This is a genomic window from Lactobacillus corticis (assembly GCF_018327645.1).
GTDB classification, from domain to species: Bacteria; Bacillota; Bacilli; order Lactobacillales; family Lactobacillaceae; genus Lactobacillus; species Lactobacillus corticis.
In genome coordinates this window covers 242384-254866 of record NZ_BMAY01000001.1, presented here as the reverse complement: position 1 = coordinate 254866, position 12483 = coordinate 242384, and the positions used below count along the sequence as shown (strand labels likewise).

General features: G+C 43.7%; 11 protein-coding genes and 1 tRNA gene. 10 read left to right on the top strand and 2 right to left on the bottom strand.

The features are described from left to right. Positions 1–53 precede the first annotated feature (53 nt). From KI210_RS01125 to KI210_RS01095, 7 genes are all read left to right on the top strand, one after another. Positions 54–1529, top strand: coding sequence for a nicotinate phosphoribosyltransferase (locus KI210_RS01125; RefSeq protein WP_212780050.1), 1476 nt, complete (start codon positions 54–56; stop codon positions 1527–1529). Beyond that, the gene (nadE, locus tag KI210_RS01120; RefSeq protein ID WP_212780049.1) at positions 1529–2359 is read left to right on the top strand and encodes an NAD(+) synthase; all 831 of its coding nucleotides are present in this window, start codon (positions 1529–1531) and stop codon (positions 2357–2359) included. The genes KI210_RS01125 and nadE overlap by 1 nt, the downstream gene beginning before the upstream one ends. Positions 2360–2623: 264 nt before the next feature. Continuing rightward, on the top strand, positions 2624–5311 hold the full coding sequence (locus KI210_RS01115) for a calcium-translocating P-type ATPase, PMCA-type (RefSeq protein ID WP_212780048.1): 2688 nt from the start codon (positions 2624–2626) through the stop codon (positions 5309–5311). Positions 5312–5407: 96 nt separating this feature from the next. After that, positions 5408–6556, top strand: coding sequence for a CDP-glycerol glycerophosphotransferase family protein (locus tag KI210_RS01110; RefSeq protein WP_212780047.1), 1149 nt, complete (start codon positions 5408–5410; stop codon positions 6554–6556). A gap of 1 nt (position 6557) precedes the next feature. Next, positions 6558–8000, top strand: coding sequence for an oligosaccharide flippase family protein (locus KI210_RS01105; RefSeq protein WP_212780046.1), 1443 nt, complete (start codon positions 6558–6560; stop codon positions 7998–8000). After that, positions 7990–8688: a glycosyltransferase family 32 protein gene (locus tag KI210_RS01100; protein WP_212780045.1), complete on the top strand. Its 699-nt coding sequence runs from the start codon at positions 7990–7992 to the stop codon at positions 8686–8688. Before KI210_RS01105 ends, KI210_RS01100 begins: the two co-directional genes overlap by 11 nt. Beyond that, the gene (locus tag KI210_RS01095; RefSeq protein ID WP_212780044.1) at positions 8685–9134 is read left to right on the top strand and encodes a SprT family protein; all 450 of its coding nucleotides are present in this window, start codon (positions 8685–8687) and stop codon (positions 9132–9134) included. The genes KI210_RS01100 and KI210_RS01095 overlap by 4 nt, the downstream gene beginning before the upstream one ends. A gap of 87 nt (positions 9135–9221) precedes the next feature. Here KI210_RS01095 and KI210_RS01090 read toward each other — a convergent pair whose 3' ends face one another. Both KI210_RS01090 and KI210_RS01085 read right to left on the bottom strand, forming a co-directional pair. Continuing rightward, positions 9222–9923, bottom strand: coding sequence for a TetR/AcrR family transcriptional regulator (locus tag KI210_RS01090; RefSeq protein WP_212780043.1), 702 nt, complete (start codon positions 9921–9923; stop codon positions 9222–9224). 89 nt (positions 9924–10012) lie between these two features. Continuing rightward, positions 10013–10735 carry a TetR family transcriptional regulator gene (locus tag KI210_RS01085; protein WP_212780042.1) on the bottom strand — a complete coding sequence of 241 codons (723 nt, stop codon included), beginning with the start codon at positions 10733–10735 and terminating at the stop codon, positions 10013–10015. A 187-nt stretch (positions 10736–10922) separates the two neighbouring features. On the opposite strand from KI210_RS01085, the gene KI210_RS01080 reads away from it, so the two are divergent. The 3 genes from KI210_RS01080 to KI210_RS01070 all read left to right on the top strand — a co-directional run bounded on the left by KI210_RS01080 (position 10923) and on the right by KI210_RS01070 (position 12401). Then, positions 10923–11008 (top strand) — tRNA-Leu (locus tag KI210_RS01080). Positions 11009–11071: 63 nt separating this feature from the next. Further along, entirely contained in the window at positions 11072–11668 is a 597-nt protein-coding gene (locus KI210_RS01075; RefSeq protein WP_212780041.1) for an ECF transporter S component, read from the top strand. Positions 11669–11756: 88 nt separating this feature from the next. Beyond that, the gene (locus KI210_RS01070) at positions 11757–12401 is read left to right on the top strand and encodes a glycoside hydrolase family 73 protein (RefSeq protein ID WP_212780040.1); all 645 of its coding nucleotides are present in this window, start codon (positions 11757–11759) and stop codon (positions 12399–12401) included. The last annotated feature ends 82 nt before the right edge of the window (positions 12402–12483 follow it).

Sequence of the window (12483 nt, the reverse complement as noted above, 5' to 3'; positions counted from 1 at the left end):
TAATGATAAAAAATCGTTATCGTTAATTCATAGAAGGACTAGAACATCAAAAAATGTTGAATAAAGAATACGATCCAGACGACTCGCTGGTACTGCATACTGATCTCTATCAGATTAATATGATGTACACCTATTTCAAGAAGGGCATTGCTGACCGCAATGCTGTTTTTGAAAGTTATTACCGGACTGAGCCTTTCGGCAACGGCTTTGCGGTTTTTGCCGGCTTAGAGCGGGTGGTACATTATATCAACAGTTTGCACTTTACAGAAAGCGACTTGGCGTACTTAAAAGCAACTGAGCACTATGACGATGATTTTATCGATTATCTGCGCAATCTTGATTTTAAGCTTAATATCCGGTCAATGCGTGAAGGCGAATTGGTCTTTGCTAATGAGCCGTTAGTTCAAGTTGAGGGGCCGCTAGCCCAGTGCCAATTAGTTGAAACGGCAATTTTAAACATTATCAACTTCCATACTTTGCTTGCGACTAAGGCGGCCAGAATTCGCCTGGCTGTTGGCGATGACTTGATTATGGAATTTGGTACGCGGCGGGCGCAAGAAACCGATGCGGCTTTGTGGGGGACCCGGGCTGCTTATATTGGCGGCTTTGATGCAACCAGTAACGTGCGGGCGGGCAAGCTGTTTGGCATTCCGACTTCTGGTACCCACGCCCACTCCTTGATAGAAGCCTTTGGCAGCGAATATGAAGCTTTCAAGGCCTATGCTGAAACCCACCGTGATTGCGTCTTTTTGGTCGACACCTATGACACAATTAGAAGCGGCGTACCAACTGCCATTAAAGTCGCCAAGGAAATGGGCGACAAGATCAATTTCCAAGGCGTTCGGATCGACTCGGGCGATATGGCTTATATTTCTAAGCGGGTCCGCAAGCAACTAGATGAGGCTGGTTTCCCTAATGCCAAAATCTATGCCTCAAATGACTTAGATGAAAATACGATTACTAGTTTAAAGATGCAAGGCGCCAAAATCGATGTCTGGGGCATCGGGACCAAATACATCACGGCCTATGATCAACCGGCTCTAGGTGCCGTTTATAAGCTCGTGGCAATTGAAGGCAGCGATGGCAAGATGCGGGACACCTTGAAGATTTCCAGCAATGTCATTAAAGTTTCAACTCCAGGCAAAAAGCAGGTTTGGCGCATTTCTGCCAATACTAAGAAAAAGAATGAGGGTGACTGGGTCGCTCGTGATACTGAAGACCCGCGCAAGCTGGACAGTTTATACATGTTCCACCCAGAATACACCTATATTAATAAAGTAGTGACGGACTTCACTGCCCGGCCGCTATTGCGTGATATCTTTGTGGCGGGCAAACAGGTTTATGATTTGCCTGATGTCAAAGAGATCAAGCGTCAAACGGCGGAAAATCTGGATGGCTTGTGGGATGAATATAAGCGCAGCTTAAATCCGCAAGAATATCCAGTTGATTTATCGCAAGAATTGTATGATAGTAAAGTCAAGCTGATTGAAGAAATCAGAACTAAAATTAGGGAAAGAAGTCAAGAATAATGCGTCCTTTACAAAAAGAAATTATCGCTTACGAACACGTTTTGCCGGAAATTGATCCGAAAGCGGAAATCCGCAAGTCAATTGACTTTATCAAGGGTTATTTGCAGGCAAATCCGGGTCTGAAGTCACTGGTTTTGGGAATCTCTGGTGGTCAAGACTCAACTTTGACGGGTAAATTATGCCAAATGGCAATTGACGAAATGCGCCAAGAAACCGGCGACCAAGACTACAAGTTTATTGCAGTGCGTTTGCCTTACGGCGTACAAGCTGATGCGAGCGATGCGGCAGATGCCGTTGCCTTTCAAAAGCCCGACGTTGACTTAACGGTTAATATCAAGGCGGGCACGGATGCCTTAGTGCAGACTTTGGAGGAGACCGGTGTGAAAATCACTGACTTTAACAAAGGCAACATTAAGGCCCGTCAACGGATGGTCGTGCAATACGCGATTGCTGGTGCTAATGCTGGTGCAGTAGTCGGGACTGACCACGCTGCTGAAAATATTACTGGTTTTTACACCAAGTATGGCGACGGAGCAGCTGATTTGACGCCAATTTTCCGTTTGGACAAGCGCCAAGGCAAGATGCTCTTAAAGGAGTTAGGCTGCCCAGAACATTTATACTTGAAAAAGCCAACTGCCGATCTGGAAGATAATCGTCCCGCTTTGCCGGATGAAGTTGCTTTAGGGGTAACTTACGACGACATCGATGACTACTTGGAAGGCAAGGAAGTCAGCGAAGCAGCAGCTGAAAAAATTGAAAATTGGTGGAACAAGAGCAAGCACAAGCGTCATTTGCCAGTTTCAATTTTTGATGATTTTTACAAGCAATAAACTTCTTAAAAGGATTAGACTTGAACAAGCTTAGTCCTTTTTTTATCAGTTTTATTTATCTTGATCGGAGCCAAATTTTTTTCGGAGCAATTCTAAAAGTAGCTGCATTCAGTATCCGTAACGATGAAAAATATTGGTTTAGTTCTTGTCTGAAACGCTAGAGTGCTTTATAATAAGAATAACCATAAGGGAGTAACAGCAAGAAATTGCGATAAGCTCAACAGCCGAAGGAAACTTCTGGGCTTGTCTTAATTAGTGAGACTTATGTGCCGTGAGCATATTGGGTCTCACTTTTTTGTTACAGGAGGTAAAAAATTGGAAAAATTCTATAATAAAACCCCCGACCAGACAGCTAGTGAATTATCCACCTCGCTGCAATCCGGGTTAAGCGACCAAGAGGCCAAGGCGCGACTGGAAAAATACGGGCGCAACCAATTGGCTGGTGCTAAAAAGAAGACTATATTCAGTCGGTTCATTGATCAGTTTAAGGATTTCATGATCATTGTCCTGATTGTGGCTGCCTTCTTATCAGGGGTAGTTGCCAATGAATGGAGCGATGCCGCGATTATTATGGTGGTTGTCTTGCTGAACGCCATTTTAGGGGTTGTGCAAGAATCACGTTCTGAAGCGGCGATTGATGCTTTGAAAAAGATGTCCACGCCATCGGCCCATGTTAAACGAAATGGCAAAGTGGTTGAAATTCCTGCTCCAGAAGTAGTTCCTGGCGATATTGTAATGCTGGAGGCCGGGGATGTCATTCCAGCCGACTTGCGCTTAATTGATTCGCAAAGTTTAAAGATTGAAGAATCAGCTTTAACTGGTGAATCAGTGCCAGTGGAAAAATCAGTTGATACCCTGACCGATGATGATGTTGCTTTGGGTGACCGGGTCAATATGGCCTTTTCAAGTACCAACGTCACCTATGGACGCGGCCAAGGGGTCGTGGTCAGCACCGGGATGAACACTGAAGTGGGTAAGATTGCTCACATGATCAACACCGCTGATGAAACCAGTACGCCATTAAAGGAAAACCTGAACCAATTGGGCAAGATTTTGACCATCATGATCTTGGTCATCTGTGTGGTGGTATTCGCAGTTGGTTTGTTAACTAAGCAAGGGACTATGCCAACCAATGCTTTAGTTATCAATATGTTCTTGGTTGCTATTTCCTTAGCCGTGGCTGCCATTCCTGAAGGTTTGCCCGCAATTGTAACGATTATTTTAGCTTTGGGTACCCAGACGATGGCCAAACACCGGGCAATCGTGCGGAAGCTGCCAGCCGTTGAAACCTTAGGGGCTACTGACATTATCGCTTCTGATAAGACGGGGACGTTGACGCAGAATAAGATGACGGTGGAGCAAGTTTACTATGAACACAAGCTGCACCCCGCCAAAGATGCCATTAGTGCCGATAATCATGCTTTGATGTCCATGGTTTTAGCCAACGACACGATTATTGACGAAAGCGGCAAATTGTTGGGTGACCCAACTGAAACCGCGCTGGTTCAATATGGGATTGACCATAACTTGGTAATTAAGGACTTTTTAGCAAAATATCCGCGGGTCCAAGAAGTGCCATTTGATTCTGGGCGTAAATTAATGAGTACCGTTAATAAGATGGGCGACCAATATTACGTTGCCGTTAAGGGCGCTCCAGATGAATTGCTAAAACGCGTAGTCTCACTATCAGATAGTGACAAGCAACATGTGTTAGAGGTTAACCGCAGTCTTGCCAAGCAGGCTATCCGGGTCTTGGGTCTGGCTTATAAGATTGTTGATCAACCATATGATGATCCATCAACTGATAATGTCGAACAAGATTTGATCTTTGCCGGTTTAGTCGGCATGATCGACCCTGAACGACCAGAAGCCAAGCAAGCTGTTGCTGAAGCTAAGGGTGCCGGGATTACCACGATTATGATCACTGGTGACCACCAAGTTACTGCCCAAGCGATTGCTGAGCGTTTGGGCATTGTCGAACCGGGACATGACGAACGGGTGATTACGGGAGCCCAACTTGATAAATTAGATAACGACTACTTTATCAAGCATGTGTCTGATTATAGCGTTTATGCCAGAGTTTCACCTGAACACAAGGTTCGGATTGTGAAGGCTTGGCAGGCCAATGACAAGATTGTGGCCATGACTGGTGACGGAGTGAACGATGCTCCAAGTTTGAAACAAGCCGATATCGGAATCGGCATGGGAATTACCGGTACGGAAGTTTCCAAAGGGGCCAGTGATATGGTCTTAGCAGATGACAACTTCGCAACGATTGTTGAAGCCGTCAAGCAAGGCCGGAAGGTCTTTGCCAACATTCAAAAAGCTATCCTCTACCTGATGAGCTGTAACGTCGGTGAAGTGTTAACCGTCTTTGTCATGACTATGCTAGGCTGGGATATTTTGGAACCAGTTCAGCTTTTATGGATTAACCTGGTAACTGATACGCTGCCCGCAATTGCCTTGGGGGTTGAACCAGTTGAAGATGGCGTGATGAAGCGCCGGCCACGGGGGAAGAAATCCAACTTCTTTAGTGGCGGCGTTGCCAGCAGCATTATCTACCAAGGGATTTTAGAAAGTGCTTTGGTATTGGGAGCTTACACGATTGGCTTGCACGTAGGTCCGCACGTTGGCAGTCCTAAACTCCAACATGCTGATGCCTTAACGATGGCCTTCTTAACCCTTGGTTTGATTCAATTGTTCCATGCGATCAACTCCAAGTACATCCACCGGTCGATTTTCGGCAGTCATACCTTTAGCAACAAATGGTTTAATGGTGCGATTGTCCTTTCAGCCCTAATTATGGCTGCGGTTGAATTGCCATTTATGACTAGTTTCTTCGATGTCACTGAATTGAATGGGGAACAATGGTTAGTTGTCTTAGCCGCTGGCGTTTCCTTAATTATCATTGTTGAAATTGTTAAGGCAGTCCAACGAGCTGTTAAAAAGTAAATTTTATAAATTTCCCGTTAAAGCCTGAGTTCTCTCAGGCTTTTTTTGTTATTCTATATAGATAGACTAAATAATAAGACGAATGTGAGGGATTAGATGAAGAATTTCTTGTTCCGCTGCTATTTAAGGTGGATGAAATTCCTGTGTGTTTTTACCGGAATGGTCGATAGTAAAGTAGTTATTTTGAATGGTGCCGGTCGTTCTGGCTCCAATGGCTATGTCTTTTACAAGTGGATGCTGCTCAACCACCCTGAAATGAAGACGGTTTTAGTAGAACCATGGCCATCTTCACACCTTTCATGGGCTACTTGGCAGGAGATTGCCTCCGCCCGTTGGATTATTACGACCCACCAACCATTTAAGGTCAAGAAACACCAAATCAACATTCAATTATGGCATGGCGTCCCGCTCAAGCGGATGGGGACCATGGCCAATAACACTAAACGGCGCGATAATCAACGCAATGAAAAGCTGTGGCATACGACGGCCGACTGTGTAGCTTCGTCGAGCGACTGGTATGAAACTCTCATGTCCAGCTGCATGGGAATCGAAAGCCGAAAATACCGCAAAATTGGTTTTCCTCGTCTGGATGCCCTTAAACACCCAATTATTAGCAGAGACGAGCTCTTAAAAGATTTGTTTAAGGCAGAAAATGTTGATCCTAAAGCCAAAATTGGCATTTATATGCCCACTTTTCGTTATGAGATGGAAAGTGCAGATATTATGGAGCAGATTAAGGCTGGGAATTTCTTTGCTTTTGCTGATTTCGATGGAGCAGCTTTGAATCAGGCCCTCAAGGAGCAAAACACTTATTTGATTGTCAAACTGCATCCGTGGGAGATGCGCCTATTTGATAATTTGGCCAGTCATTACAGCAATATTGCTTTTTTGAATAATGATTATCTAAATGAGCATGATTATGACTTGTACGAACTCTTGGGCGATACTGATTTCTTGATGACTGATTTCTCCTCGATTTACTTTGATTATCTGCTCTTGGATCGGCCAATTATTTTTATTGATAACTATTTGGACCAGTACGAGAAAACTCGAGGACTATTAATGGGACCATACGCAGAGATTACCCCAGGAATCAAAGCCGGTTCCCAAGCTGAGGTGCTGGCAGCAATTAATCAACCGGATTCCGCCCATTGGCAGGCAGAAAGAAAGCGCTGGCGCCAGTTAACCCAACAAGTGGAGGGGGACTACTGCCAGAATTTATTCGATTATATGATGAGGCCTTAATGTGAAGCGAACGCTCTTAAATATTTTCTATAATGCGATCTACCAAGTTTTTATTGTCCTCGTCCCCTTGATTACCGTCCCTTATTTGTCACGGGTATTGGGGCCAAAAACTTATGGGATCTACTCCAGTGTTAACAATACTACGCAGTTTTTAATGGTGATGTGTATTTTGGCCACTTCCTATATCGGTTCAAGAACTATTTCCCGAGTGCGGACCTTCGGGACCGATCAAGAGTTGACGGAAGCCTTTTGGGGCTTGTGGTACTATCAAGCAATTGCCGGTTGCATCACGATTGCACTAACGATTTTTGTCTGTGTTGCCTTCAAAGTCCAATATTGGAGTCAGCTGCTTTTGATGGTGCCGTTTTTAATCTCATCCCAATTTGATATTTCTTGGTTTTTCCAAGGGCTGGCTGATTTTGGCCGGGTAGTCTTAAAAAATACCTTGGTCAAGCTTACCAGCATCGTCTTAATTTTGCTCATGATTAAGAGTCCAGCTGATTTGTGGAAATATCTCTTAATCATGTCAATTACGACCATGCTAGGTTCGCTGGCTTTTTGGCTAGATATTCATCGTTACGTGGGCCGGCCAACTTGGCATTTTTATCAGTTCAAAACTACTTCCAAGGCGATGGCGACCTTAATGATTCCCCAGATTGCGACCCAGATTTATACCTCGCTGGATAAGCCAATTTTGGGCTGGCTTTCGACTTCCACCCAGGTTTCTTTTTATGACAATTCGCAGCGGATATCCAACATGCTGTTAGGGGTCATTACAAGTATTTCTTTGGTGATTATGCCCAAGATGGCAGCGCAAGGCGCCAAAGAGCAAAAAACGGTACTGAAAAAATCCCTGGAAGCAACGGTCATGTTGGGACTATTGTTTATGGTAGTCGTCATGGCTAATACCAAGCAGTTTGTGCCGTTTTTCTTTGGTGAAAAGTATCTTCCCATGACTTCGCTCATGTTCTGGTTCACCCTAACCATCGTTTTGATCCCAACCGGCGGGGTGTTTGCCAATCAGTTTGCCCTGGCCAACGGCAAAGATCGCGAATATGCCATCCCCGTAGTTGTCGGGGCCATCATTGAAATTGCCTTATCCTGGTTCTTAGACCGTGATTTTGGGGCCAGTGGTGCCATGGTGGCCATTCTAGTTACCGAAGTAGTGGTTTTAGTATTGCGGGTTGCCGTTGTGCGCCAATATTTTGATTTCCGTTACACTTTCCACGATGTGCCATACTACGTCTTGATTGCGGCGCTTACCCTCATCGTGGGCTTGATTTGGCCGAACTTTATTCCTTCAGCCTTTTTCAACATGACGGTTAAATCGCTGGTCATGATTGCGGTATACACCGGCCTGATGTTTGTCTTTAAACTCGATTTGAATCAAGATTTAAAAGTGTTATTGCAAAAAGCAAAGGGAAGGGTTCATCATGATTCCTAAGAAAATTCATTATATTTGGGTAGGTCATAATCCCAAATCCAAGGTCATCAAAGAGTGCCTGGCAACCTGGCGACAAAAATTGCCCGACTATGAAATTATCGAATGGAATGAAGATAATTTTGATATGCACGAAAATCGCTATATCGAACAGGCTTATGCTGCTAAAAAATGGGCCTTTGTCTCAGATTATGTCAGAGCCAAAGTGTTGTATGAACAAGGCGGCATCTATTTAGATACCGATGTGCGCGTGTTGGATAAGCTCGATGATTTATTGCAGGATTCCGCTTTTATCGGTTTTGAAAATGCCGACTATTTATCTGCTGCCATTTTTGGTGCCGAAGCTGGGAGTCAGTTCATGAAAGATATTCTGAACTACTATCAGAATCTTGATTTTAAATTTGATAGTCAAAATCAAATGGCCGGGGTCAACAGTTTGTCGGTCACTGAAATTGTGGAAAAGTATGGCTTAAAAAAGGGCAACTTTGAGCAACACCTGGAATATGGGCTGCATGTTTATCCAGATGGGGTATTGTGTAATCCCAGTGCCCAATCAAAGACGATCCACTTATTTACCGGTACTTGGATGAACGGTAAAAAGTCCTGGAAACATAATCTAGTAGTTTGGCTGAAGCGCCAAATTTCAACTCCTCAAGGTGCGGCTCGCTATGAAAAGCTGATTCGCCGATGACCCAAAAAGAGCTGCAGGCCTTAATTGAGCAGGTTTCGTTAGAATATTTCCACCGGCCGTTTGTGCATCGGGCAATTATTAACAAGCGCCTGAGAACTACCGGTGGCCGTTATCGGATGGACAACCACAATATTGAAATTAATGCTCATTTTTTGAAGCGCCCAGAGGATTTATTGGGCATTATCAAACATGAATTGTGTCACTATCATTTGCACCTGACCGGTGGCGGTTACCAGCATCGTGATCGCGATTTCAAGCTATTATTAGCCCAGGTGGGAGGCAGTCGTTATGCCCCAGATATTGGCTTAAGACAGAAAAAAAGCATCCACTATCTTTATCGCTGCACAAATTGTGGAAAAGTTTATCCACGAGTTCGTCGCCTTAATGTGCGCAAGTATGTTTGTGGACAATGTCGGGGAAAACTCCGTTTAGTTGAACATAAATAAAAACAAACATAAAAGCGTTGAGCCCCATTTAATAATGTTGGTTCAACGCTTTTATTCGTAGGATTAATTTTTTTAGTAAATGCCTGCTTAGTCAGCCATGGCAAGTTTTAATAGTTCTTCTTTAGACTCTTTAATAGAGGTGTGAGCTAACAGATAATCGATCAGGTAGTTCATGAATAAGTTTAACTGGTCTTGATATTTGATACTATCTTCGGCGATAATCTGTTGCCCCATGCCGGTAACTAGCGCATGCACGAAAATCATTAAATGATCTAAATCTTCTTCGGATGCTACTACTTTGGCGTCAGCTAAGAGCCCTTTCCAAATAGCGTCTCTAGCTTCAATCGTATCGGCAAAAATCTTGTCAGCATTAGGATCAGAAACTAATGCGTCATCATTGAATATCGTGTAGTAGGTGCTGGTTTCTTGCAAAACTTCGTGGGTGTGTTCAGAAAAGAATACATATTGATAAATCTCAGGTTCTTTGAAAGAAATGGCGGCATACTTACGCCAAACCTTAAGCCAGGTAAGATGTGACGGCTCATCCGCCCGAAGGGTTTGTTGGACCGATTTAAAGTAGGGCGCAACCGCGTGCACCAAGCTCAGTGATAATAATTGCTTGGCATCCCTAAAGTAATTATAGGTGGTTGCACTAGTATAACCAGCTAATTGGGCAACAGTCCGCGTTGAAAAGTCAGTGATTCCTTTTTTCTCAATGACTTCCTTACCAGCATCCAGAAAATACTGCCGAATGCGTTGATTTTGCAGATCTGAATTCTTTCCTCTCATGTCTCTGTTCTCCTTTACATACAAGAGTTTTTTTCATAAAAATACCCCACAACCCGACAAAATGCTATGGGGTATTTTATAAACTATAGTTATTTATTATCATAGTTGTCAGGATCGTCAGGAAAGGCTTGGTTCCAAATTTCTTGGTGGCTTTCTTTGACGTTGGAGTGTTCGAGACCAAATTCAAGAATAAATTGCAAGAATTCTCTAGCCATTGCATCTGGATCCTTCTTTGCAACGATCACTTGTCGTCCCATACCCATTTCAAGCGCATAAGAGAAGGTAGTGATAATTTGCTTTTGTTCAGGAGTAACTTCGGAATCATCCATGATGCTTTGGAAAACGAGTTTCTTTCTGCTTTCAACAGTGGTTCCCATAACCCGATCTGCTAATGGATTTTGTTGCAGCTCATCGTCTGGGAAAATGTTGTAGTAAAAAGGCAGCTCAGCAAGAACATTATCTGATTCAGGTGAATAGAAAACATATTCGTACACCTCTTGATCATTAAATGCTCGCGAAACGAAACACTTCCAAGCCCGCAGCCAAATTGCAGCCCGCGAAACTGAAGTATCTGAAATAATTTTGAGATACTCATTGAAGTAATCCCGGACGCAATGGAGCAGACTGACAGCTAATAATTGTTTGGCATCCCTGAAATAGTTATAGCTAGTCGCACTGTTGTAACCTGCCTTTCTGGCTACCGCACGAATCGTAAAATTGCTAATACCATCTTCACGAATGACGTCGCGACCAGCGTCAACAAAATATTGGCGCATGCGGCGATTTTGCAACTCCGTATTTTTAACTCTCATTCTAATTCATCCTCACACATAAACTTTTGCACTAGATCATGAATTTATCAATAATTAATCTAATGACTTTATTATACTATCAACAAAGTATGACTATTTTGTGAAGTTTCATATTTTTATCCAAAAATATTTTGCAGAAAAATTGCTTGCTAAAGCATACTAGCTGCGGTATTATAATTAATGTCGCGCGGGCGTGGCGGAATGGCAGACGCGCAAGACTAAGGATCTTGTGATCGCTTTTAGATCGTGGAAGTTCGAGTCTTCTCGCCCGCACTAAGCAAGGAAGTCGCATCAGCGGCTTCTTTTTTTATTTAAATCAATCAGAAGAGGAAAATAATGACACGTAATAAGACCTTGAACCTGACCATTACGGCCATCTTTTTAGGGATTTTGCTGCTGCAAGATTTAGTCCCTAATATTGGCAATATTCAAATTCTGCCAGGCTTGCCGCAAGTGACCACGATCCCGTTAACGGTGGCTGTCTATGCAACCTTGATGGGGCCTAAGGCCGGGTGCGGTTTTGGCCTTGTGTGGGGAATTTTAAGTTTGATCAATGCTTATACCAGACCCAGCAGCCTGGTCAGTTTGTTGCTGTTTCAAAATCCCGTTATTGCCCTCTTGCCACGGCTGGCTGCCGGCTGGATTAGTGGCTGGGTGGGGCAGCGAGTCTCCAAAAAGTTTTATTGGCTGACGGGGGTAAGCGCCTCGCTGGTCAACACCTTGTTGGTAATTATCACGACCTCGCTCTTTTTTACAGGCAATCCCAAATTGCTGCAGGCATTAGGATATAGTGATTCTAACTTGCCCTTGATTTGGATCTTGCTGGTGGCTTTAGGCTTTAACTGCATTCTTGAATCGATTTTTAGCGGCCTGGTCAGCGGTTTGGTATTGCCGCCGTTAACTATCCGAGTAAAGGAAAAGCTTAAGGACTAGTAAGCATTTTCAAATGTCATTGACAGTCTCGGGCTAGTCTGCTATTTTCAAATTTAGATTGACTAGAAACGAAAGAAAGAAGTTTTTTATGGCAAAGCGTCGCATGAAGATCCCCAAAAGTACGCAAACGGTAATCAAGGTTTTTGTCATCTTATTTGTGTGCTTAATTGCTTTTGTCGGCTTTCACTATTACCGGCGATATGCTCTTCAGCAAGAGGCCATCCGCGAGGCCCAAGAAGCCAAAAGGGATGCTGAAATTAAACGGATTAAGCAACGTAAGGCCTTTATTAAGAAAATTGGGCCAATCGCGCAAAAGGTGGATAAGTCTTATAGTTTGCTGCCAAGTATTACGATTGCTCAAGCTTGCCTAGAATCCAATTATGGGCAAAGCCAGTTAGCCCAAAAATACAATAACCTGTTTGGCGTAAAGGGCACCAATCCCAATACTTCCGCGGTTATGTCGACCAAAGAATACACCAATGGCAAGTGGGTAACCGTCAAGGCCCGGTTCCAAATATATGATTCTTATGAAGCAGCGATCAGGGCGCATGCTCGCTTATTTGAACAAGGAACTAGTTGGAACAAGGATCAATATAAGGATGTGCTAGCAGCTAAAACCTACAAGCAGCAGGCCAAGGCTTTGGTGACGGACAGCTACGCCACCGACCCGAGCTATGCTACCAAGCTGATTAATTTGATCGAACAATACAATTTATCCAAGTACGATAAATAACATTTTTCGCACCCCTCATTTCTGTAGATGATGGGTGCGATTTGTTATAATAGTAGCGCTGTATTTTTTATAAAAAAACTTT

Excerpts from the sequence above, each read along its gene's own strand:
- nadE (WP_212780049.1), top strand. The coding sequence starts at position 1,529 with ATGCGTCCTTTACAAAAAGAAATTATCGCTTACGAACACGTTTTGCCG.
- KI210_RS01095 (WP_212780044.1), top strand. The coding sequence starts at position 8,685 with ATGACCCAAAAAGAGCTGCAGGCCTTAATTGAGCAGGTTTCGTTAGAA.
- KI210_RS01125 (WP_212780050.1), top strand. The coding sequence starts at position 54 with ATGTTGAATAAAGAATACGATCCAGACGACTCGCTGGTACTGCATACT.
- KI210_RS01075 (WP_212780041.1), top strand. The coding sequence starts at position 11,072 with ATGACACGTAATAAGACCTTGAACCTGACCATTACGGCCATCTTTTTA.
- KI210_RS01115 (WP_212780048.1), top strand. The coding sequence starts at position 2,624 with ATGTGCCGTGAGCATATTGGGTCTCACTTTTTTGTTACAGGAGGTAAA.
- KI210_RS01085 (WP_212780042.1), bottom strand. The coding sequence starts at position 10,735 with ATGAGAGTTAAAAATACGGAGTTGCAAAATCGCCGCATGCGCCAATAT.
- KI210_RS01100 (WP_212780045.1), top strand. The coding sequence starts at position 7,990 with ATGATTCCTAAGAAAATTCATTATATTTGGGTAGGTCATAATCCCAAA.
- KI210_RS01070 (WP_212780040.1), top strand. The coding sequence starts at position 11,757 with ATGGCAAAGCGTCGCATGAAGATCCCCAAAAGTACGCAAACGGTAATC.
- KI210_RS01110 (WP_212780047.1), top strand. The coding sequence starts at position 5,408 with ATGAAGAATTTCTTGTTCCGCTGCTATTTAAGGTGGATGAAATTCCTG.
- KI210_RS01090 (WP_212780043.1), bottom strand. The coding sequence starts at position 9,923 with ATGAGAGGAAAGAATTCAGATCTGCAAAATCAACGCATTCGGCAGTAT.